This is a genomic window from Roseibium sp. SCP14 (genome assembly GCF_040329475.1).
Taxonomy (GTDB): Bacteria; Pseudomonadota; Alphaproteobacteria; order Rhizobiales; family Stappiaceae; genus Roseibium.
The window spans coordinates 69991-92211 of the sequence record NZ_JBDZYH010000009.1 but is presented as its reverse complement, the minus strand read 5'-3'; the positions used below and the strand labels follow the sequence as shown (position 1 = coordinate 92211).

Genomic DNA, 22221 nt, shown 5'->3' with positions numbered 1-22221 from the left:
GCGTTCCTGTGTTTCACCCAAGGATCCGTGCGGACCGGCGCCGGTTGCGGCTTGCCTCGTTGTAATAGCTTGAGGCCTGGGCCACTGAGCGATGCCGCGACTGCTGCATAGCGTCTTGGATCGGAATGCCTCGGTTAGCTGCCTCGGTCAGGAACCCGGATCGCAAGCCGTGGGCGGAGAAATCCTTCGGGTCGAAGCCGGCCTTCTTGATCCGTGCCTTGAGGATGGCGTTGACCGATTGCGGTGTGAGGGCCCTGCTCTTCAGGTTGCCCCATTGATCAATCGCTCGAAAGACGGAACCCTCGGTGATGTTGGCAGCTTGCAGCCAGGTTTTAAGAGCGTCCACTGGTCGGCCGATGATGATCACATGGTTGTCCCCGGTGGAAGAATCTTCTGTCTTGGTGCGGCCAAGCCGAAGGGACGCGCACGCTAAAAGGCCGCTTTCAGGGTTTTCCGGATCGGTCGGAACCGGATCTTCAAAGGCGACTTGTGTGAGGCGCAGGCCGGCAATTTCGGAGCGACGGCGACCACCGGACGCAAACCCGACAAGAAGCAGGGCATGATCGCGCATATCGGCAAGGCTCGGTTTTTTGGTGTCACTGCCCTTGCAAGTGGCGAGAACCATTTCAAGCACGTCCGCGGTCACTGCCTTTTTGCTCTTTGGTTGCTTTGGCCGATCAGCAACGCGCACGGCAAGCCGCAGAGCCGACCGGACACCAGGCGACCCAAAGACGCCTTTCAGACCCCGCCAGCGGTGCAGTGTCGACCAGGAGGCCAGCCGTCTTTGCACGGTCGCCGGCGCATGCGGCCGCCGGAGGCGGTCTGACTTTGGTGCCCTCAGTATCTTGAGAATCTCGAGTTCCTTGGCAACCGCTTCCGGCATGCCGTGAGTTGGGTCAGCTTTCCTGCATTCAGGGTCCCAGAGGTGGTGGGCAATGAATTTCAGGATCAAAGGTTCAGGCGCCGGCCAGAGCAGGTTTTCGCCCATCGCCGCCATGCACCAGGCTTCCAGATAGGAAAGATCCGAGGTGAGGGCGCGCAGTGAATTTTCGCCCATTCCCTCCTTGGCCAGATGCCGCAACGTTTCGATGTCATCATCTGTCAGCAAACTGGCCAGCTGTTCGATGCGGTCCTGGGCCGCCAGGGAGGGCAGGATCGCGGTCAACGTGTCGAGCTTTTCCGTTTTTTCTTCCAGGGACGGATCGTCTGCGGGGGAAGAGGAAATCTGAGGCATGGTCAATCTGGTGGTTGGCTTCGGGATCGTGCCGCGAATTTAGCATGGAAGGGTTCAAAAGCCTAATCATCGATAATAGTTAGTTATCGATAGTTAAAAATGTGTTTTGACGTGTATCCAAGTAATGATATATTTATCCGAGTTTACTATCATTATGGGAAATCGTTATAGAAGATTCAATATCTTATGACGTTGAAAAGCTGATTCATAGGCTTGACTGGTCCCGACTCGCCTTGCCGATGGACGCAGCAGGTCGAGCGCTGACCCGAGCTGACGAGCGATTAAGACGTTCTCCTGATCTTGCAGACGGCATTCGGGCGCGTGGACACATTCTCGATACCTGTGCCGCCATGTGGTTGGACGGCGATCTGGTTCATATTGAGGATCTTGTCTTGCACGATGCAGGCGCTGATATTCGTGCGCCGACCCACGAATTGACGCTGGCAGCTCGACTGTTGCGGTTGAGGCGAATCGTCGAACGGCAAGACCATGATTGGGTGTTCAGTCGCGCCGGGCTTTTGGCTCTTGCGGGAAGGGCAGGGCAGACGCGTTCGAGTGAAGATGAAACTCCATTCACTCCCGAACCAGCAGATGCAATTCTTGACGATGAGGCTGATGAGACGTCCCGCGAAGATGACTTGCTGGCTGAAATTGATGCCATCGCCGAGCGCGCGCAAAAGCTTGCGGAAAGTGCAGTGAGTGCGGCAGGTCGTTCAACAGTGAGCAACATTGGCGCTGTCAGGCAGAATGACCTTGATATCCTGCTCAGGGATCCCGACCATGACGAAACACGGCTTCTGAACAGCTGGCATCGCGTCGTTGAGGATACTCGAGCTTTGCCTCCGGTGCTTGGCGCCGCCATTCTGCTAGACGCCTGGCTGGTGCTCGATCCGCTCGAACGACGTACTGAACTTGGGCGCCTGATCGCTTCGGCAGCACTACGAAAGTCCATGACGCCCAATCATCTGCCGCTCGTGGCCGTTGGTCTTCGCCAATCGAAGTTCCGCTGGCGCCGGTCCGATCCGGTTCAAACTCGCCTGTCTATGCTGCTTACCGGGCTTGAAGTTGGAGCTCTGGAGACGATGGAGCAGATGAACCGATTGCACTTTGCCCGTGAACGCATGATGCGCCAATGCCAGAACTGCAGGCGAAACTCCAAACTCCCGCAGTTTGTCGATCTGTTTGTCGCTCATCCGTTTGTGTCGATCCCTCTGGCAAGAAAGAAACTCAAAGTCACTGCAGCTGCTGTTGACCGCATGCTTGAGCAGCTCGGCCCCGCGCTCCCCCGCGAGCTCACGGGTCGCGGGCGTTATCGGGCCTGGGGCGTGTTGTGACAGCCGAGGAATGCGGCAGAGGCTTTGTGTCAGTCCTAGTTTTGCTTGCCGTTTGAGGGCTGGGTTGGGAGGGAAACGGTCTTTCGCCGCGGATTGAATGAACGACCGGTATGGGGCCGAGTGCGGACTGGTGGTTTTGGGTTACCAGACCTGGAAAACAGACATATCGACTTTGGTATTCCTCTTGTGCTCTTAATCTTTGAGCCATCTTTGGAAATGGGCCCTGGGTGCCGGTTTGAACGCAACGGCGACACCTTTGCGCTACAACGCAATCCTGGACCTGTCCCGGTTTTCTTCCGCTCCGGTTTCTCAACTATGCGGCCCTTGTTTCGAATGCCAAGGGGCTTTTCCATACGAGTGCCGAATGCTTTCGGCGTGGATCATAGAATCCGTTGATGTATCTGAAGATGGCCATCTCAGCTTCGCGACGGCAGGCCCAGGATTTTGGCCACAGCAACTCGGCCTTGATCGCTTTAAAGAAGGTTTCCACGGCACCCTTATCGAATGTGGCGGTACTTGCGCATTGGGCCCGGCACCGCCAATATTCTGACCTTCGAAAATTCTCGTCACAGTGTCAGCGCATGCAATTGAAACAGCTGGAAGTTTTTGACGCCATCGTTCGTTCCGGGTCGATCTCGGCGGCTGCCAGAGAGATGGGGATGACCCAGTCAGCCGTCAGCAAGATATTGGCTCGCTTCGAAGAGGATCTCGGCTACGAAGTTTTCTATCGGCAGAACGGAAAGCTGGTACCTGCCCCTCGGGCATCATCCGTGCTCGGACGGGTTCGAAAAGTCCTGGAGGCCATGTCCTCGCTTCGGGCCGTGAGAGACGACAGCGGTGAAAAAGCTCAGAAGGTGCTGAGCCTGGTCACGGTTCCCAGCCTGGCTCACGCCGTCATACCAACAGTCCTGAAACAGTTTAACGAGCTGCATCCCGAAACGCGCGTGCTTTTCGACGTTCGCACGACTCACGCAACCATTGATACGATGATCCGCCAGGCGGCCGACTTTGCGCTCGTGACGCTACCGGTCTCTCACCCGACACTAAGCGTTCAACCCCTTTACAGATCGACAAGTCATTGCTGCATACCCGAGACGCATCCACTTGCCGAAAAAGAGCGCATATCGGCGGAAGATCTGATTGATGAACCGCTTGTGCTGCTTTCAACGCGCCAACCAACCCGGCAACAGATCGACGAGGCGTTTCGGCGAAACGGAATACGCCCGAACGTCAAGATCGAAACGGCCAATGTTCTGGCCGCTTGCAGATGTGCCGAGCAGGGCCTGGGAATTGCCATCGTGAACGCACTGATGGCTGGGTATACAGGCAGCTCGAGAGTGGCCATTCGGCCGTTTGGTTCGGAGATCTTTCACACGCTTGCGTTGCTGGAGGGTGCTGGTCTCGACAGAAAGCCGGAAGTCGACAGTTTCCTGAAGTGCCTTCATTCGAGTGTCGAACATATGTGCGAAACAACCGGTCTGAATGTAGAGACCTTGAGTTACTCCTGACACCCATTCCAATTTGGAATAGGGCTTTCCGATTGTGAATACAGTTGAATTTCGATTTTCCACCTCTGAAACTCTTTAAAAAAGCACGGAGGTGGACATGAAGAATACGATTTGGAGGGTGGCATTGGCCGCAGGCCTGGCAGTCAGTGGAGCGACTGCGCAGGCGGAAACACTGACAGCTGGTTTCGCGTCTGAACCCAGCTCTGTGGATCCGCTCTATCACAATCTTGGACCAAACAACGCGCTTCGCAAGCACATGTTTGAAGCGCTGGTCGGTGAAGACGAAAACCTGGGTATCGTTCCGATGCTTGCTGAAAGCTGGAGCAACCCGGATGACCTGACTTGGGAATTCAAACTCCGCGATGGTGTCAAGTTCCATGACGGCACTGACTTTACGGCACGAGATTTTCTTTACACGGCCTGCCGCATTCCGAACGTTCCCAACAGTCCTTCCTCGATGGAAGGGTTCATCAAGCGTGCCGAAACTATCGAGGCTCCTGATGACCACACGATCCGCGTAACGACCGCAACACCTTACCCGTTGCTGTTGAGCGACTTTGCAAGTTTCGGCGTCGTTTCAGCAAGCGCTGCGGGGCATGACGGGCCGGTGACCTACAAGAAAGGCGGTTGTGAAGGCATCGCGTCCTACCCGCCATCCGAAGACTACAATTCAGGCAAGGCTGCAATCGGCACCGGCCCCTACAAGTTCGTCAGTTTCGTTTCCGGCGACAGAATAACTTTGGCCCGGTTCGATGACTATTGGGGCGAAAAACCTTATTGGGAAGAAATCGTTATCCGGCCGATCACAAATGACGGTGCCCGAGTTGCGGCGCTCCTCGCAGGTGATGTGGACATTATTGAAAAGCCGCCGGTACAGGATCTGGAAACGCTTCGTGCGGAAGATGGTGTCGACGTTGTTCAGGGTGCCTCGTCGCGGGTGATCTACCTGCATTTCGATCACCAGGGCGAACCGAGCCCGGGGATTGGCGGAACGGACGGCAAAAACCCGCTGAAGGACGTACGGGTACGCAAGGCCATCTCCCTCGCAATTGACCGGCCGCTGATTGTCGACCGGATCATGGGTGGACTGGCTGTTCCCGCTCGTCAGCTTGTTCCGGATTTCATGCGCGGTGTCGACCCGGAAATCGGGCTTGAAGAAGCGAACCTGGAAGAAGCCAAGAAACTGCTGGCTGAGGCAGGATATCCTGACGGTTTCACACTCGTGCTCGGCACTCCCAACGATCGTTACATCAACGACTCGAAGATCGCCCAAGCGGTCGCACAGATGCTGACCCGTGCCGGCATCAAGACTGAAGTCGATGCAATGACCAAGAGCGTGTTCTTCTCCCGCCGGAACAAGTACGAGTTCTCGCTCTACCTTGCAGGCTGGGGAGCATCGGGCGCCGGCATGGCATCTCCGTTGCGGGCGCTTGTCGCGACACAGAACAAGGACAAGGGTCTCGGCGGAACCAATCGCGGCCGCTATTCGAACGCGGAACTGGACGCGGAAATCGAAACAGCGTTGGCAACTGTTGAGCCAGAGGCCCATGATGCAGCGCTGCGCCGCGCAAGCAAGATCGTCGTTGACGAAGTCGCGATCCTGCCGTTGCATTACGAAGTCACACCTTGGGCTTTGCGCAAAGGTCTGACGATCACACCGCGCGCTGATCAGCACACTGTGCTGACTACGGTTCGCCCGGTCGACTGATCATTTGGGCCGGGGCAATGCCCCGGCCTTTCCCACTCGGAACAGCAGCATGCTTGCTTATCTCATTCGCCGCTTTGGCCAGTCGCTTCTGGTTATGGCGGTCATGGCGACGATTGTCTTTTTTGGCCTCTACATGGTCGGCAATCCGGTCGATCTCCTGATCAATCCGGAGGATGACCTGGCTGCCCAGGAAGCGGCGATCCGCCGACTGGGCCTCGATCAACCAATCTACATCCAGTTCCTCCAGTTTCTAAAAGGGATCGCGACCGGCAACCTGGGTGTGTCGTTTGTGCACAACACGCCGGCTCTGGAACTGATCCTGTCGCGTCTTCCAGCAACTTTGGAACTAGCATTCTTCGCAATGCTGCTTGCTATCCTTTTGGGAATCCCACTCGGCATGATTGCCGGGCTCTATCCGAATTCTCCCGGCAGTCGCGTCATCATGGGCGGTTCGATTATCGGGTTCTCAACCCCGAATTTCTGGCAAGGTCTCATGCTGATCATGCTGTTCGCGGTTTTCTGGCGGGTCCTGCCATCTGGTGGTCGGGGGCAGACCACCGACCTTTTCGGCATTCCTGTCAGTTTCCTGACGCTTGATGGACTGAGGCATCTGATTTTGCCCGCACTCAATCTGGCGATCTTCAAGATTGCGCTGGTGATCCGGTTAAGCCGGGCCGGTACATCAGAAGTCTCCCTTCAGGACTATGTGAAATACGCCAGAGCGCGCGGACTTTCCGAAAAACGGATCGTGGGTGTTCACATCCTGAAGAACATTCTCATTCCGGTCGTAACGGTTCTGGGGCTCGAACTCGGCAATGTCATCGCGTTCGCAGTGGTGACCGAAACTGTTTTCGCCTGGCCCGGGATTGGCAAACTCCTGATTGACAGTATCGGTCTTTTAGACCGGCCGGTCGTGGTCGCTTACATGATGCTCACGGTGTTTATGTTCGTAATGATCAATTTCTTCGTCGATATGGCGTACTCGATGCTGGATCCAAGGATCCGTATCAAGGCAGGTAAGTCATGAGTGCAATCCCTGTCGAAAGCCCTTTCAAGCGGTTCGTCGAAGACTTTGTGCGCAGTCCGACCGCAGTCATAGCTGCCATCGGAGTGCTGGTGATCGCATGCGTTGCAATATTCGCAGCGCAGATCGCTCCACAGAATCCCTACGATCTTGCGGAAATAAACATCATGGATGGCAGCCTGCCGCCCGGTTCTGTGGGGTTTGACGGCTTCCACTACTGGCTTGGGACCGACGAACAAGGCCGGGACATGCTATCGGCCATGATCTACGGATTGCGTATTTCTCTGTCAGTAAGCCTGATTGCTGTCGGATCGGCTGTCGCCATTGGCATGAGCCTTGGAATGCTCGCGGCCTGGAGCGGTGGACGGATCGAAGCGTTCATCATGCGAGCCGTCGATATCCAGCTGTCTTTTCCCGCTCTGCTTGTTGCGTTGCTCCTTTTGGCGATCCTCGGAAAGGGGATCGACAAGGTCATCATTGCCCTTGTTCTGGTGCAGTGGGCGTATTTTGCGCGGACAGTCCGTGGCGCGGCTCTTGTCGAGATCCGCAAGGACTATGTCATGGCTGCCCGGTGCCTGGCGCTACAGCCCATGCGTATTCTGTTCGGTCATGTCCTGCCCAATTGCCTGCCGCCGGTGATCGTAATCGCCACGGTTCAGGTCGCCAACGCGATCGCCATCGAAGCTTCGCTCTCGTTCCTTGGCGTTGGCGTGCCGATTACCGAACCGTCGCTCGGCCTGCTGATCTCCAACGGCTTCGGATATCTGCTGTCAGGAAGGTACTGGATCAGTTTCTACCCTGGTGTCGTGCTGCTGGTGACACTGGTCAGCATCAACGTGGTCGGGGACCATGTCCGCGACATTCTCAATCCGAGGATGCAGAAATGACGGCGCCGGTTCTCTCAGTCCGTGACCTTGTCACGGAATTCGACACCCGCGCCGGTGTGCTGCGCGCGGTCAACAATGTCTGCTTCGACGTCATGCCCGGCGAAGTGCTTGGCATCGTCGGTGAATCGGGATCTGGCAAGACGATCACCGGCTTCTCGATCATGCAGCTCCTCGACAAACCGGGAAAAGTGAAGTCCGGCGAGATTCTGCTCAACGGAAAGGACCTTGGCCGGCTTGGCGATGCCGAGTTGCGGCGATTGCGCGGCGATCGCATCGCGATGATCTTTCAAGATCCGATGATGACATTGAACCCGGTTCTGCGCATCGACACACAGATGATCGAAACGATCCTTGCACATCGGAAAGTCTCGCGCGCCGAGGCCCGGCAAATTGCGGAAGATGCGCTGGCACAAGTGGGGATTCCTTCTCCAGCCGAGCGGTTGAAGACCTATCCGCATGAGATGTCGGGCGGAATGCGTCAGCGAGTGGTCATAGCGATCGCATTGATGCTGGAACCCGACTTGATCATTGCCGATGAACCGACGACCGCTCTGGATGTGACCATCCAGTCCCAAATTCTGTTCGAAATGCAGCGTCTGTTGAGTAACCGGAACATGGGACTGATCTGGATCACCCACGACCTGACGGTTGTCGCCGGTCTGGCTCATAAAGTGGCCGTTATGTATGCGGGACGCATCGTCGAATTCGGCCCCGTCGGAGACCTTCTGGACCGGCCAGCGCATCCCTATACACGTGGATTGATCGACTCGATCCCGAGCAATGCCTCTCACGGTGAACGGCTGACCCAGATTCCAGGAATGACACCAAATCTCCTGAACCTCGAAGAAGGATGTCCCTTCCGGCCGAGGTGTCCGAGAGCAAGCGATATCTGCGCCAGCGACCCGGAGACGTCATCTGCCGGGGATGGACGCATGGTCCGGTGCCACAATCCAATCGAGGAAGGGGCATTATGACACCGCTTCTGCAACTTGACGGGTTGACCAAACGCTATGTCAGCGAGCCCGATACTGCCGAGAAGATTGCCAATCTTCTGGGCGCAAAATATCAGGAAACAGTCGTCAGAGCGGTTTCCGGAGTGGATCTCGAAATCCAGCAAGGTGAAGTCCTGGGTCTTGTCGGGGAAAGCGGATGCGGCAAGTCGACCCTTGGTCGTATGGTGGCTGGTGTCGAGGCGGCGACGGCAGGCGCCATCTGCTACGATGGTCACCAACTCGATGCGATGTCCTCGGCGCAGCGCAAGCGCTACGCTCTTGAGGTCCAGATGATATTTCAGGACCCATTCGCCAGCTTGAATCCAAGACTTCGTGTCGAAAAGATAGTTGGCGAAGCACCTGTCGCCCACGGGATCATCAAACGAAGCGAACGTCGGGAGTATGTCGCCGACCTTTTGAACAAGGTCGGATTGGACCCCGATTACATGCAGCGATATCCGCACCAGTTTTCGGGAGGACAACGCCAAAGGATCGGAATTGCCCGGGCACTTGCCGTGAAGCCGCGCCTGATCGTCTGCGACGAAGCCATCTCCGCACTGGATGTGTCCATTCAGGCCCAGATCCTGAATCTCTTCATGGACCTGAAGGACGAGTTCAATCTGACCTATCTTTTCATAAGTCATGATCTTGGAGCTGTGGAGCATATCTCCGACCGGATCGCGATCATGTATCTCGGCAAGGTCGTCGAACTCGGCCAAACCCGGGATATCTTCAGTGGGCCAATCCACCCTTACACGCATGCTCTTCTGGCGGAAGCTCCCCGACTTGACCGGCGCAGTCAGGAATTCGCCCCGATCAAAGGCGAGATTCCGTCACCGCTCAATCCTCCATCCGGATGTACCTTTCATCCAAGATGCCCATTGGCCCAGCCTGTCTGCCGCGAAGAAGTGCCGGTTCTGGAAAAACACTCTGAAGACCGGATGGCAGCGTGCCTGGTGAAGCAATCAGCCGAGGCTGCGGCATGACAGGACAGGACGTCATGCCCAATGCTTTGGTCGGACCATCATCAAGCGGTCAGGAAGCGGATCCGAGCACGAGCACGGCCACAAGCTTGATTGAAAATCTGAAGATGCGCAAAAGCCTCAGTGTTCCACGCATCATCGCAAACACATCCGGTGATTTTGGCGCGGTTGCCGCCGGCAGCCCGCATGCCGTCCGGGTTGGGCTGGACCTCCTGAAAGCTGGCGGCACGGCCGGGGATGCCGCCGCTGGGATGGCCTTTGCAATGATGGTAACGGACCCGGCCAATTGTTCGCCTGCCGGCCGCGCACATGTTCTCTACCGTCACTGTGCTGGGTCGGCGACCGCCATCAACGGAACGACCAGGGCTCCTGGCTCCATCCCAAAAGGTGCTGCACCGATCCCTTTGCCGGGCTGTACGAGTGCCATTCTCGAACTTCATGCGAGGACGGGTCGCCTGCCGCTTGAAATGGTTCTCGATCCGATCATTTCGCTTGCGGAAAACGGCTTTGAAGTACCTGACGAACTGGCCCAGGTCTGGGCAAACCGAGCTGGTGACTTGAAGGACATCGACGCACAGAGCTGGTACCTGCCCGGTGGCCGCGCCCCTCGGGCCGGTGAGACGTTTGTTCACAAGGGTCTTGCCCGCTTCTTTCGGGACTTATCTTTAAAAGCTCGCGATCCGTTCTCGGATAGGTCCTTCTTCGAAGAAATGGCCTTGCGCATCGAACCCAAAGGCGGAGCGTGGCAGCCGGACGACGGGCTTCGGATCGCGGCACGAGATGGAGAAGTCGTGCGGTTGGCCGATGCCGGCTGGGAGCTTGTCAGTATCGGACGTCAGGGTTGGGGGCACACGCTTTTGCAGATCGTGGCGCTCAATCAATGGGCCGCTCGCTCGGTGACAGGCGAAACTGATCTCGAGCTGGCCCAGCTTCTGGCCATCAGCCAGGCCTTTGACGATCGACCGCAGTATCTGAGATCGCTTAAGCCCAAATCCGAACCGCTTGCTTATGAGGAGCTGGTGGACCGGGCCCTCATCCCTGAAGCACAAGGCTGGAGCGATCTGCGCGCGGTCGTCTCGGATCCCCAAAAGATGAAGGACCTCAACGGCTGGCTGCCGTATCTGGATATTGCGCCAAAGTCGCCTGCTGCGGAAGAACGCGATACCACGCATTTGAGTGTGGTCGACAAGGATGGACTTCAGGTTTCGCTGACCCAGTCGATCGGCCCCCACTTTGGGGCGAGAATTGCAGACCCCGAATACGGAATTCTGCTGGCGCATTCCTACCGTATGGAATTCGATCCAGAACCATATGCCGAAGACGTGACGGAACAGTGTCCGGCGCTGCTCACCGTGGGATCGACCCAATACGCACTCGGAGGAGCTGGAAGCGAAAGGATACCAGGTGCTGTTGCAAGCGTTGTGCGCCATCTCCTGGCGGGAGTTCCCTTGTCGGATGCCATTTGCAACCCACGGGCAAACTGGGTCGGTCCTGTCGTTCGCCTGCACGCCGATATTCCGTCAGCTCTTCGCGACAGACTGAACGAAGCGAGTATCCCGGCAGAAGAAACCGACCGGGGACCGATTGATCATATTGGAATTGTTCACGCCGTTGGCAGGCACCCTGAAGGCAAATTTGAGGCCGCTGCCGACCCGGCTTACGCCGGTGCCGCTGGCGTGTGCTGATCCCATTTTGGAGGAAAGAATGAAAAACACCGATCGCGTCTGGGATTTGGTTGATGCCCGCCGTGAAGACTATGTCGGGCTCTCCGATCGCGTATTTGACTTGCCGGAAATCGCCTACACTGAGTTCAAATCCGTGGCCGAACACAAGAAGATGCTGGAACTGGAAGGGTTCCGAATCTCCGAAGGGGTCGCTGGTATTCCAACGGCCATTGTTGGGGAAGCAGGTGACGAAGGACCCGTGATTGCCATCTTGGGCGAGTTTGATGCTTTGCCGGAGCTTGGCCAATCCGCAGGTATTGCCGAACATCAACCTGTTGAAGTTGGTGGCCCGGGACACGGGTGCGGACATAACCTGTTGGGCGCTGCTGCGCTCATGGCAGCTGCCGCGGTGAAGGATTACCTTGCTGAACATGGAATCAAGGGGCGTGTGCGCTATTACGGCTGCCCGGCTGAAGAAGGCGGCGCTGCGAAGACATTCATGGTCCGCGAGGGTCTGTTTGATGATGTGGATGCGGCGATTTCCTGGCATCCGGCCACTTTTACTGCGGTCAATGAAGCCCGGTCATTGGCCAATACACGAATAGACTTCACTTTTCACGGACGCGCTGCCCACGCGGCCGGAGCACCGGAACTTGGCCGAAGTGCGTTGGATGCCATCGAGCTGATGAATGTCGGTATCAACTATATGCGAGAGCACATGCCTGACGACTCGCGCGTCCACTACGCTTATCTGGACGCCGGCGGCATCGCACCCAACGTCGTTCAGGCCAAGGCGACTGTTCGGCAACTCATTCGCGCACGTAATCTGAAGGAATTGCGCAATCTGATCGAACGTGTGCACAAGATCGCGGAAGGAGCTGCCTTGATGTCGGAAACGCGGGTCGAGACACGGGTGGTCAGCGGTGTTTCCAATCTGATCGGCAATCGCCCGCTGGAAGAAACCATGCAACGCCATCTGGATCGCTTGGGCGCTCCGGATTTCGATGACACCGATCGGGAGTTTGCCAACAAGATCAGGGCGACACTCAGCGAAGACAATATCACCGTGTCGTTCCGGCGCATTGGTGCGGAAGTGGACCCTGATCTTGCCCTGTGTGATTTCGTTGCACCACTAGACCGCAAGAGCGAAGGCGGTGAAGGGTCCACTGATGTCGGCGATGTCAGCTGGGCTGTCCCCACCGTCCAGGCACGTGTTGCGACTTGTGCTGTCGGAACGCCCTTCCACACCTGGCAGTTGACCGCTCAGGGAAAAATGCCTGCGGCACACAAAGGGATGACACACGCCGCCAAGATCATCGCAGGGACTGCTGTCGATCTGTTTGCGGACGAAGCATTGCTGCAAAGCGCGATTGAGGCTCACCGCATCAAGCTGGAAAAAGATCCTTATGCCTGTCCAATCCCTGACGGCGTCGCTCCGCCGCTCAAGGCAATGAGCAATCAGTAGGATTTGCGTCATTCAAGTTGGACACGGAAGAGCTACCCACAACGGTAGAACCGCTTCTTTTCTGCACTTGCGACTTCGGCAGCTGCCATCATCGACCAGAAGATCAGTGTCCATGTGTCACGTGATGCGTTGATGATGGCAGGGTGTGTTCAGCGTTTTTCTTTGCTTGTCCTTGTCCCGCAAGGTGGTCCCAACTTCGGCATGCAGTCAAAACCAGAGCCCAAACTGGTTCTGCTGGGATTTTTCAAGTCGGACATTTTTGATTGTTTTGCTATTCCGGATACCCAGTGCTGCCAACCGCAAAACACCGGTTCCTGGGTCATTGCTTACATTGCCGCAAACAGCTCCTTTCGGGAGAAGGTCAAGAGTAGCAGAACGTCCGAAGTGAAGGCGCAACGCGGACGTACACCTGAGATCTTCGGGTTGTTTTCAATAACCATCGATAATTCGCGCTTCCTTGAAAAACTTTGCTAATGGGAACACAACAATAGGCAGATCGAAAAGTGTATGAATCCTAGGTTCAGCCAGGCTCATCACGGCTCAAATTTAGCGCCAGGAACTTTTTGACGGCTTCCGCCCGGTTCCGGGCACCGAGTTTCCGGTAAGCATTTTTGCTGTATTCAGCGATGGTATGGTGAGAAATCCTGCAGGCGATAGCACATTCTTTGGCACTCAGGCCCTGGCTGAACAGGTAGATAATTTCCCGCTCTCTTGGGCTGAGCTGGACACCATTCGCTTTTTCTGGTGCCACGAGGAGCGCCCTGAAATCTCTTTCTTCTCCATGTTGATCTTCGCTGATTTCTTCGATGCGTCGATGGGCGATCAGGCAAAGAAAACGCAACATCTCAATGCGTTGGTTGACAAGGGCCAGAAACGCGTTTTTTGTCAGCGATGTGCCTATGTTGAAGCCTCCAAACCGGTTGGAGCCCAAAAGACGCATAGGGAGGGCTACGCCTGAAATAAAACCCGTAGCTTTGCTGGCTTGCCGGACAAATTCGATCTCACCCGGCATCAGAAAGTCGTATCCAGCCGCAAACTCGATCCCTGTAAAAACCGGCTCGTAAGAGTTGCAGCAATGTTTAAAAAAAGGTTCTTCTTGAACTTGAATGAGGTCATAGACCTGTGGGATGTTTGTCCTCAAAAACGTGTTGTTTCCTGCCGAATTGATAGTCAGGTAGATGGCATAATCGAATCCGATTTTGGATAGGGTGCGTAGCAAAACCTCCCAGACGTCGTCGACGCTGTTCTGGAGTTCAAGGTCGCTGATTTCTCTCCAGATTTCCATCCTACCCCCTAATCTTGGGGGATAGACAATATACCCCCCATTTTCCCATCTCAGTATCATAGACGGGAGATTTAAGTTGAAGATTTTCAAAGTATTGTTGCCGCTATTATTCATATGCGGCGCGTCTTTGGCAGACGAAGCAGCCATGCTTGTTTTTGATGCCTCCGGTTCCATGTGGGGACAGGTTGAAGGGCGGAGCAAGATCGAAATCGCGCGCGAAACGTTTGGTGCAATGGGCGACAGCTGGCGCACGGGCCGGACCGGCCTCATTGCATATGGGCACCGGCGCAAGGGAGACTGCCGCGACATTGAAACGCTGGTGCCGGTGTCGCAAGGCGGGTATCCAAGCGTGTCTGCCGCAATTCAAGACCTATCACCCAAGGGCAAGACACCGCTGTCAGCTGCGGTAAAGCAGGCAGCGGAGCACCTGAAGTATCAGGAAAATGTTGCAACGGTCGTTTTGTTTTCCGACGGTGTTGAAACCTGCGATGCTGATCCCTGCGCTTTGGCGGCACAGCTTGAACAACTGGGCATAGACTTCACCGCACATGTCATCGGGTTCGGAATCACAAGTAATACGGATAGAGCTAAGCTGCAGTGCATCGCGGAGAATACAGGCGGGATTTATCTTGATGCGCAGGACGCTGGGTCGCTGAAGGACGCGCTGACCCAACTTGCCGAATCTCCCGCTGCAATTCAGACCGACGAACCATCAGGCAGCAGCGAGCTGCGCCTGACACTGGAATTGGCTGAAGGCACAATCCGCCCTGATCTGGTCAGTATTCGTGCGACCAATCCTGAAACCGGAGAGAAACACCTCGTAGGGAAAATGACCGGTGCGGCAGAAGTCCTGTCCGGTCTTTCAGTACAGCTGGCCAATGGCACATGGCTTCTCGAGGCCATTAGCGCTGAAGGCAGTGGCTCTGTCAAAGTGAAGCTGACCGGCGCTCCGGTCGAACTTGCTGTGCCCTTTGCGGCCAGAGACGTCTTTTTCACAACTCTCAACCACGGCCCCTATATCCTTGGAGCCGAGCATGCATTTTTTGTGCAGGCCGATGGCGCCATGCAGCCGAATGCCGAGTATTCGGTACAGCTCTATGATCCGCAGACGGACAGCAGGCTCGATTGGGAATACCGCTTTGGATCCGATGGTGCCGGACTGTCATGGCATACGTTTGCATCGCCTACGGTTCCTGGCACCTATGAGGTGCGCGTCCTGCAAGGAGGAGAAGTTCTTAGCCGCTCTGCTGTTGAATATGTCGAAACGCATACTCCGGCCTGGACAGGCGAACTGGACGGTGAACCCGGAGGAAAACTGCATGCTGGAGTGACAGGCAGCCTCTATTACGCAAACCGTTTTATCCTCAAAAACGAGGGGCAGGAAGTTCAGCGCTCCAGGCTGGAAGAGTTGATTTCCGAAGAAGGGTTGTTCTTGCCCCTGCCAGATCAGCCTGGGTCATATGAGCTGTCCTATCTCTATCGCGACTCTTCGGACCAGCCGGTTGAAGCAATACTTGCGACCGTGCGCGTGGGTGAAGTCGTCTTGCCGGATGATCCGGATGCTGAGGTGTCAAATGAACTACCTCAATCGGTTGTCAAGGAGGAGAACGACGTGGTGTTTCAGGTGGACAACGCGCCATCTCAGGCTGACCCGGCAACTTTGCGAAACGTGACCTCGGATCTTATGCGGCACTATTGTGCGGATCAGGAACTTTGCCTGATCGATATCCCGCGCCTTGGCGCCTACCAGATTCCGCTCCTCAAGGGGTTTGGAATCAACGGTGCAGACAAAGACGACAAAGGACGGCCAAGCTTTCCCGTTTTCAACGTCGAAAATGGCGAATGGATTATCTACAACCCAACCCATATGCAGCAATTGACCGAATGCCTCGGCTATGGCCAATCCGGCGAACGTGACCCGGACTACCCGGCTATTGATACCATCTGCATTTTGCGCAATTCCAACGGGCGTACAGTTTATCAGTTCGAATTGTTGGAAGCCTGGACTTCTGCCCGCCTCGCTGCTGAAGAGCAGGCATTGATCGCCTCGGGTCATATCGATGCGGATGGGCATGGTCCGGACCCCGCCAGTCTTGAGGATACGCTTTTTGGTGTCTGGACGCTGACTACGCTGGATGACGCTGCACCTTTGGGCATGATCCGCTTTGACCCAGGGCCGGACAGCGCCACGGCAACCGGCAGCATTTTCCTTGAAAACGAAGATCTGACCCGCCTCCCGCCGAGTGAAATCAGCATTGGCTCCGTCGCATTGCATCGAGATGGCGCAGAGGGAGTAGTCTATTCGCTCCAGTTTGAGGACGGCAAGGATCAGCAACGGACAGGCGTTTTGCTGAACCGGCCGGATAGCTGGGATGGGCAAAGCCAGGAATTTGTCGGGGTTCTGGTCACCAACAATTACCGGTCGCAATTCAAGGTGAGGGTGTTCAGATGAAACATCTTCCATGCATTGCATTGTGTCTGTGCCTAACCGCGACACTGGCTGCCGCTCAAGATCTGGACGAAAACGGGCCTGGAATTGCTGTTCTGGCGGAAGACCCGAATGGCGGCATCCTTGATACGGGCGAGGTGATGAGCCGCAACGCGTACCGGGATTACATCCATTCGAAACGTACTTCCGCAGGGTTTGTGGAGCGGTACGGATACCCGCGTGCCATGCTCCGGGGAGGCAGGAACATGCACCCGATATTCATGCGGAGATCCACACCGCTCGAACAGATTGACCGAATTCTAAACGGAGATGGCAAAGTCCGATCAACCGATCTTGCTCTTGAGGACGCGGTTGAACGCCAGATCTTCGGCGAAAGTACGGGAACAGCAAACCGACCAAACAGCATTGATTTGGACGAAGTAGCCGCCGCGCAGGGGCCGATCGAACTGTTTGAAGGGGTTTATAACACCATCACTCTTCAAGACGGACGCTGGATCTCGAAGGTCCACGATATGCGGGTCACAGGCTGTCCCTCCGGCATTGCCGAGGCAGCATCCGCCCACTCATTAGCAAGCTTTGACCGGCAGGTCACATTCTCTGCTCCTTGGCATCCTTCTGATTTCGGACAAAACCTCGCGCAGTTTTCCTGGCGAGCCGTTGGCGCCAACGGTTACTTCTCCGAGATATTCGACCTTGGCGGGGATGCCGCAGGAAGCGGTATGGATTTGAGCGTGACCGTTGCGCTCAACCCGGTATCACCGCAGCAGATCAACGTATGGACCCGTGTGCATCTCGTTCTTTCGCCGATGCTGGCGAAAATTGCCGGCGGCTCCGAAAGCTGCACGGCGATTGCCCGCGGCAGATACGCTTTTGCAACCCAATAAGGAGGTTACGATGCGGCTAAGAAACCGACTGCTTGCAGCGGGCTTGTCTGCTTTGCTGGCAACGCCCGGCCTAGCCAGTGAAAGCCTCTGCACGCTAAAGGGCGAGGTATTGCTGGCAAAACTTCAAAACGTTCTTCCAGGTCAATGGCATGTGCACAATACGTTCGGCACACTGTCTTTCAACGGGCGTACAATGCCGCTTCCGGACGGAAATGATGCGATTGCGAATATCACGGCCGGTCCACGAGGTCTTCAGATTAGCGACCTTCCCGCAGCAGGCCCCTATGACTTGTCCTTGGTGGAGGATGCCCGATATTCTCTGGACTTACCGTCAAAGCAGGTTCTGAAAAATGGCAAAGCCCTGTTCGGCGAACAGCCTGATTTACTGTCAGATGACGAAATCCGTACCCTCGCCTGCGGCGATTACACTCCTCAGCTTCATGCCAAGGGGCAGTTTCAAGACCCAGAAGGCTCGGTTGATTTCGACCTGTATCTGTTTGTGATCAATAGTGGATCAATGTACGGCGTCGTTCGCGGCGAGTTGAAAAGCATGGGTGGAGTGGCAAAACGCCTGATATACTTTCAGAAGCTGTGAGCAAACCCTCACACAACCAACCATGCAGCAGTTTTTCAGTCCTTTGCGTATGATTTCTGCGTCAAATTGGCCGCGAAGGCTTTGATGATGTGACCGCCCCCGACAGCATGCTATGTCAAGGTGGCGTCACAACGGTGCTGTCACGTTGTTTATTCGTCAAGACTGTTCGGGATAATTGGTTGGCATGAGCAGTTCTACCCCGACCTACAAAAACCATCGCTACCCGATTGAGATTGTCGCGCGCGCAATCTGGTTGTACTTCCGGTTCAATCTGAGCCTGCGCGAGGTGGAGGAAATGCTGTAGGAACGCGGGATTGTTGTCTCCCACGAGACCATCCGCCGCTGGTGCCGCAAGCATGGCTCGGACTATGTACGCCGCTTACGTCGCAAGGTGCCGAAGAAGAACGATGTTTGGCATCTTGATGAGGTTGTGGTTCGCATCAACGGCCAGAATTGCTGGCTGTGGCGTGCGGTTGATCAGGACGGTTATGTTCTCGACGAGATCGTCCAGAACCGCCGCAACACCAAAGCCGTCAAGCGTTTACTCACCCGCCTCTTGAAAAAGCAGGGTCTGGCGCCGAAACGCATGATCACCGACAAGCTCAGGTCCTATGGTGCTGCACGACGCCAGCTCATACCCAACGTTGAGCATCGAGCTCTCAAGGGATAAACAACCGGGCGGAGAATTCTCACCTGCCGTTTCGATAACGGGAGCGAACACGACAAGGTTTCCGATCAGTCGGATCTGTGCAGCAATTCGTGTCGGTATTCTCTACAATCCGCAACCGTTTCGTCCCGCCCCAACCCAATCGCTCTGCATCTCAAATTCGATCCCATCGCCGTCAGGCCATGGCTGAGTGGAGGAGTGCCGCCGAACAGATTGCGTGAAAGGAGCAAGCGACTGTCGCGCGCCTAAACCTTAAACAACGTGACAGCACCGCAAAATTTGATAGTTCATAACTTACAGGCAATCTTTCTTAGGCCATCTATTGCTGTTTCCACGGCTGCTGCATCGATCGGGTCATTTTGATAAACCAGATAGGCTGGTCTTTTCAGCAACGGAGCTGCATCCAAACGGAACAGCTTTTTCTCATCGATCAGCTCCCGAACGATCCGCAACGGGAAATAGCCTGATCCGCCAAACTGCAGGATGTATTGCAGCCCTAATGCTCCAAGTCCGACGGTAATCGCGGCCGTTTCCATTTCGGGAAACGCTGCTGCGTGGGCGTCCAAACAATCATCACCCCAGTCCACGAACACGAAATCGTCAACCCATCCCGAAGACACGTCCCTTGCTTTGGTGCTCACCAGAACAAGCTCATCATCCAAGAGCTTTTCTATTGTCAATCCGCTCGCGTGCCGTGGCTGATACATAATTCCGATGTCCATCAGACCATCGGACAGTTTAGACATCTGTGCGGTGGAATAATCTGCTTGAATGTCGAGCGCTATGTCCGGAGCCTGGCGGCGCATCCAGGCCATCCAGTCTACGACGAGACTGTCCCAAAAACTGACCTGCGCTCCTACTGTCAAAATACCTCGAAATTCCGGTCTAAGTGTAACTGTTTGCAGTGACTTTTGCCAAAACATCAGAATGTTGGAGGCGTGAGACAGGAACTGATGGCCGGCAGCAGTCAATCGGCAACCGGAATGTTCGCGTATCAAAAGCGCGTGACCTAATGCTTGCTCGAGCATTTTCAAACGCGCGCTCACGGTCGACTGAGTGACGTTAAGAGTTTCGGCGGTTCGATTGAAATTCCCGGTCTTTGCGAGAACTATAAAGGTTTTTATCTGGTCGAGCGTCATGAGGAAGCAGGTTCGTTAATCGAAATATTCGATTGACCCTATCACATTTTTTCGTTTTTCAGATTGTCTGTTGAGACCCATTATTCGCCTTCTCAGCGACATCGAAACGGCAGTTCTGCTATGGTCTCCAATCACAAACAGGGCATTCTACTAAAGGGGGCTAGGCCCCATCTTGAATTTGATGAGTCAGTTCTGGGGGTTGTCCTGATTACACTGGGTATAGGTGTTTTCAGCATCCAGGACGTTTTGATCAGAACACTCGGCGATACCTATCCTGGTTTTGAAATCATGTTCTTCCGAGGGCTTGTCGCAATCGGTCCCATATTCGCATTTGTGATTTTCAGCGGTGGTCTGGAGACATTGAAGGTGTCTCATCCCTGGCTGAACATTCTGCGTGGTCTTCTCGCGCTTACATCCTACACTCTGTACTATATGGCGCTGCAGGCTTTGCCCCTGGCCATTTCGACCGCGATCTTCTTTGTTTCACCCCTGATCGTTACACTACTATCCGTGCTTCTCTTGAGCGAAACTGTGGGAATTCGGCGCTTCACCGCCGTTCTCACGGGTTTCATTGGCGTGATGGTGATTGTCGGTCCCACCGATGACGGCCTTTCCGCGGAGATGGTCCTGCCTGTTCTGGCGGCCGTGGCCTACGCGGTAAGCATCATAATCACCCGTCATATTGGCAAAACTCAGACCGGTTCATCACTCGCGTTCTATGCGATGTTGACCTTTATCGCAGTCAGTGGGCTGGCAGGATTGCTCCTGGGTACTCAGACCAACGCGGCGTCGTATCATCCCAGCATCGCATTCCTGCTGCGGGGATGGGTCTTGCCGACGGCCAGCGACGCGGTCCTGATCGCCATCTGCGGGGTTATCGCGGCCTTCGGCTTCTATTGCCTTGCGCAGGGCTACAAAGTCGCACCGGTCAGCCTGGTTGCCCCCTTCGAATTCGTTTCGATGCCTCTCGCGGTTTTCTGGGGTTTTCTGGTCTGGTCGGAAGTGCCTTCACTTCTCACCTTGTCAGGGATCCTGGTTATCATTGTGAGTGGGGTCTATCTTTTGCAGCGAGAGGCGCGTCCGGACAGGAAACGCTTGACTTCCGGAAGAGGTGTTCGTCTGAGGTTGTGAACTCTTCGGAGGGGGCAGCCAGGCCGATCGAATGTTTGTCCTTCGGAAACCAAAAAGTTGGTGTTTTCTCGGATGAAATGAAGCCGGCCATTGAATGAAATCACGTGAACTGGCTCTGTTGCAAATTCTGTCTTTGGTTCGAGAAGTAGCTTATTCAAAAGTGGGCTGTTGAATTCATGGATGCTTTTAACAGGTGAGCGCTTCGCTGGTATTATCGGTGTGGGATCAGACACCGCGATCTTGAGCAGATGATGGCTGGACGCGGCGTGCGCGTTGATAACGCCACGATGTATGGGGGGGGGCAGACTTTTGCCCCTGAAATGGAAGAGTGGCTTCGTTGGCAATGGCACCGGCCGGCTTCGGGAAATCAGCGGGTCGATGAAACTACATTAAAGTTCGCGGAAAATGGGCCTATCACTTCCGGGCGGTGGACAGGTTCGGCAACACCATCGATATCTATCTATCTGCTACCCGCAATACTAAAGCAGCAAGTCGCCAACCTATGGTGCGGCCATTTCCGAGTTGAAGGCGGAAGGCAATTGCCCGCAAGAAACCGAGTATCGCAAGGTCAAGCATCCAAACAGCGTCGTTCAAGCCGATCTCGGCAAGCTGACACAACTTATCTGGCCAGTGCGTGGGTTCAAAACGCCGAAGTCCGCCTATGCAACGATCAAGGTTCTTGCGGTCATGCATGCTCTGCGCAAGGGCAAAGCAGGCATCTTCAACTTCACGAATGACATCTTTGGCGAAGCTCGAATTGTCGAGAGAACGTTTGGCATCGTTCTCTGTTCTTTGGCTGAGGCGATGGGCATGCTCGAAAACCGTCTAACTGCCCTAAATTGAAACATTGGATTAGGTGTCTCAATTCGTTGGGACACCGTGTGAGTTTCAAATTAGCTTTGACAGCAGGCAAATAAAAACCCGACGCGGGACATCGGGGAAATCAGTTTGCAGATCAGAAGTGTCGGTTTGAACGTGGGATCTTTCCGACATCAAAAGCGTTGATAATGATGGCTATCGTGAATGAACTTGCTTTGCAAGATTGTGAAAAATATCAGGGAGCAAGAACTGAGCGGTGCTGGTTGGACGTTGGTAAATGCATTTGGTCGAACAATTGTTAGGCGTTGTTGTGGAGATTCATGTACTTCAGACCGTTACATTTGCGACATTGGCTTTCAAAAGCGACATTGTACTTGTGTGAGCATTGTAAGCTCGAATTCAATCGCATAAAGTGGTCGATGCCTACAAAGCAAGCTGTGCGAAGCTGTCTTT

General features: G+C 55.2%; 16 protein-coding genes and 3 pseudogenes. 15 read left to right on the top strand and 4 right to left on the bottom strand.

The genetic code is table 11. The features are described 5' to 3' along the window. Positions 1-13: 13 nt before the first annotated feature. Complete coding sequence (locus ABLQ08_RS27115; protein ID WP_352949034.1) at positions 14-1234, bottom strand: site-specific integrase; 1221 nt, start codon at positions 1232-1234, stop codon at positions 14-16. A 131-nt stretch (positions 1235-1365) separates the two neighbouring features. Between ABLQ08_RS27115 and ABLQ08_RS27110 the strand changes: the two genes are divergently transcribed. After that, positions 1366-2568 carry an RHE_PE00001 family protein gene (locus ABLQ08_RS27110; protein WP_352949308.1) on the top strand — a complete coding sequence of 401 codons (1203 nt, stop codon included), beginning with the start codon at positions 1366-1368 and terminating at the stop codon, positions 2566-2568. A gap of 313 nt (positions 2569-2881) precedes the next feature. Here ABLQ08_RS27110 and ABLQ08_RS27105 read toward each other — a convergent pair. Then, a pseudogene (locus ABLQ08_RS27105) lies at positions 2882-3073 on the bottom strand (IS3 family transposase); the annotation flags it as partial. Positions 3074-3149: 76 nt separating this feature from the next. Here ABLQ08_RS27105 and ABLQ08_RS27100 point away from each other — a divergent pair. From ABLQ08_RS27100 to ABLQ08_RS27065, 8 genes are all read left to right on the top strand, one after another. Next, positions 3150-4076: a LysR family transcriptional regulator gene (locus ABLQ08_RS27100; protein WP_352949031.1), complete on the top strand. Its 927-nt coding sequence runs from the start codon at positions 3150-3152 to the stop codon at positions 4074-4076. A 97-nt stretch (positions 4077-4173) separates the two neighbouring features. Further along, complete coding sequence (locus ABLQ08_RS27095; RefSeq protein ID WP_352949029.1) at positions 4174-5784, top strand: ABC transporter substrate-binding protein; 1611 nt, start codon at positions 4174-4176, stop codon at positions 5782-5784. Positions 5785-5833: 49 nt separating this feature from the next. Next, a complete protein-coding gene (locus ABLQ08_RS27090) occupies positions 5834-6811 on the top strand; it encodes an ABC transporter permease (protein WP_352949026.1) in 978 nt (325 codons plus the stop codon). Then, positions 6808-7695: an ABC transporter permease gene (locus ABLQ08_RS27085; RefSeq protein ID WP_352949023.1), complete on the top strand. Its 888-nt coding sequence runs from the start codon at positions 6808-6810 to the stop codon at positions 7693-7695. The genes ABLQ08_RS27090 and ABLQ08_RS27085 overlap by 4 nt, the downstream gene beginning before the upstream one ends. Beyond that, positions 7692-8669: an ABC transporter ATP-binding protein gene (locus ABLQ08_RS27080; RefSeq protein WP_352949020.1), complete on the top strand. Its 978-nt coding sequence runs from the start codon at positions 7692-7694 to the stop codon at positions 8667-8669. The genes ABLQ08_RS27085 and ABLQ08_RS27080 overlap by 4 nt, the downstream gene beginning before the upstream one ends. Next, positions 8666-9673: an ABC transporter ATP-binding protein gene (locus ABLQ08_RS27075; protein WP_352949018.1), complete on the top strand. Its 1008-nt coding sequence runs from the start codon at positions 8666-8668 to the stop codon at positions 9671-9673. The genes ABLQ08_RS27080 and ABLQ08_RS27075 overlap by 4 nt, the downstream gene beginning before the upstream one ends. Next, complete coding sequence (locus ABLQ08_RS27070) at positions 9670-11355, top strand: gamma-glutamyltransferase (protein WP_352949015.1); 1686 nt, start codon at positions 9670-9672, stop codon at positions 11353-11355. The genes ABLQ08_RS27075 and ABLQ08_RS27070 overlap by 4 nt, the downstream gene beginning before the upstream one ends. 19 nt (positions 11356-11374) lie before the next feature. Then, positions 11375-12799: a M20 family metallopeptidase gene (locus tag ABLQ08_RS27065; RefSeq protein WP_352949012.1), complete on the top strand. Its 1425-nt coding sequence runs from the start codon at positions 11375-11377 to the stop codon at positions 12797-12799. Positions 12800-13319: 520 nt separating this feature from the next. On the opposite strand, the gene ABLQ08_RS27060 is transcribed toward ABLQ08_RS27065, so the two are convergent. Next, entirely contained in the window at positions 13320-14084 is a 765-nt protein-coding gene (locus ABLQ08_RS27060) for a helix-turn-helix transcriptional regulator (protein ID WP_352949010.1), read from the bottom strand. 145 nt (positions 14085-14229) lie between these two features. Between ABLQ08_RS27060 and ABLQ08_RS27055 the strand changes: the two genes are divergently transcribed. From ABLQ08_RS27055 to ABLQ08_RS27040, 4 genes and pseudogenes are all read left to right on the top strand, one after another. Next, positions 14230-16536 carry a vWA domain-containing protein gene (locus ABLQ08_RS27055; RefSeq protein ID WP_352949008.1) on the top strand — a complete coding sequence of 769 codons (2307 nt, stop codon included), beginning with the start codon at positions 14230-14232 and terminating at the stop codon, positions 16534-16536. Further along, a complete protein-coding gene (locus ABLQ08_RS27050; protein ID WP_352949005.1) occupies positions 16533-17417 on the top strand; it encodes a hypothetical protein in 885 nt (294 codons plus the stop codon). Before ABLQ08_RS27055 ends, ABLQ08_RS27050 begins: the two co-directional genes overlap by 4 nt. Positions 17418-17460: 43 nt before the next feature. Further along, positions 17461-18012 (top strand): hypothetical protein, encoded by a 552-nt coding sequence (locus ABLQ08_RS27045; RefSeq protein ID WP_352949002.1) that lies wholly within the window; start codon positions 17461-17463, stop codon positions 18010-18012. Between the two features lie 162 nt (positions 18013-18174). Continuing rightward, positions 18175-18900: pseudogene (locus ABLQ08_RS27040) on the top strand (IS6 family transposase). 66 nt (positions 18901-18966) lie between these two features. Here the strand turns inward: ABLQ08_RS27040 and ABLQ08_RS27035 are convergent. Then, positions 18967-19818: a LysR family transcriptional regulator gene (locus ABLQ08_RS27035; protein WP_352948999.1), complete on the bottom strand. Its 852-nt coding sequence runs from the start codon at positions 19816-19818 to the stop codon at positions 18967-18969. Between the two features lie 120 nt (positions 19819-19938). On the opposite strand from ABLQ08_RS27035, the gene ABLQ08_RS27030 reads away from it, so the two are divergent. After that, positions 19939-20949: a DMT family transporter gene (locus ABLQ08_RS27030; RefSeq protein WP_352948997.1), complete on the top strand. Its 1011-nt coding sequence runs from the start codon at positions 19939-19941 to the stop codon at positions 20947-20949. Positions 20950-21149: 200 nt separating this feature from the next. Continuing rightward, positions 21150-21792: pseudogene (locus ABLQ08_RS27025) on the top strand (IS6 family transposase); the annotation flags it as partial. Positions 21793-22221 lie beyond the last annotated feature (429 nt).

Excerpts from the sequence above, each read along its gene's own strand:
- ABLQ08_RS27075 (WP_352949018.1), top strand. The coding sequence starts at position 8,666 with ATGACACCGCTTCTGCAACTTGACGGGTTGACCAAACGCTATGTCAGC.
- ABLQ08_RS27085 (WP_352949023.1), top strand. The coding sequence starts at position 6,808 with ATGAGTGCAATCCCTGTCGAAAGCCCTTTCAAGCGGTTCGTCGAAGAC.
- ABLQ08_RS27090 (WP_352949026.1), top strand. The coding sequence starts at position 5,834 with ATGCTTGCTTATCTCATTCGCCGCTTTGGCCAGTCGCTTCTGGTTATG.
- ABLQ08_RS27095 (WP_352949029.1), top strand. The coding sequence starts at position 4,174 with ATGAAGAATACGATTTGGAGGGTGGCATTGGCCGCAGGCCTGGCAGTC.
- ABLQ08_RS27050 (WP_352949005.1), top strand. The coding sequence starts at position 16,533 with ATGAAACATCTTCCATGCATTGCATTGTGTCTGTGCCTAACCGCGACA.
- ABLQ08_RS27030 (WP_352948997.1), top strand. The coding sequence starts at position 19,939 with ATGGTCTCCAATCACAAACAGGGCATTCTACTAAAGGGGGCTAGGCCC.
- ABLQ08_RS27055 (WP_352949008.1), top strand. The coding sequence starts at position 14,230 with ATGCTTGTTTTTGATGCCTCCGGTTCCATGTGGGGACAGGTTGAAGGG.
- ABLQ08_RS27065 (WP_352949012.1), top strand. The coding sequence starts at position 11,375 with ATGAAAAACACCGATCGCGTCTGGGATTTGGTTGATGCCCGCCGTGAA.
- ABLQ08_RS27035 (WP_352948999.1), bottom strand. The coding sequence starts at position 19,818 with ATGACGCTCGACCAGATAAAAACCTTTATAGTTCTCGCAAAGACCGGG.
- ABLQ08_RS27080 (WP_352949020.1), top strand. The coding sequence starts at position 7,692 with ATGACGGCGCCGGTTCTCTCAGTCCGTGACCTTGTCACGGAATTCGAC.
- ABLQ08_RS27070 (WP_352949015.1), top strand. The coding sequence starts at position 9,670 with ATGACAGGACAGGACGTCATGCCCAATGCTTTGGTCGGACCATCATCA.
- ABLQ08_RS27060 (WP_352949010.1), bottom strand. The coding sequence starts at position 14,084 with ATGGAAATCTGGAGAGAAATCAGCGACCTTGAACTCCAGAACAGCGTC.
- ABLQ08_RS27115 (WP_352949034.1), bottom strand. The coding sequence starts at position 1,234 with ATGCCTCAGATTTCCTCTTCCCCCGCAGACGATCCGTCCCTGGAAGAA.
- ABLQ08_RS27100 (WP_352949031.1), top strand. The coding sequence starts at position 3,150 with ATGCAATTGAAACAGCTGGAAGTTTTTGACGCCATCGTTCGTTCCGGG.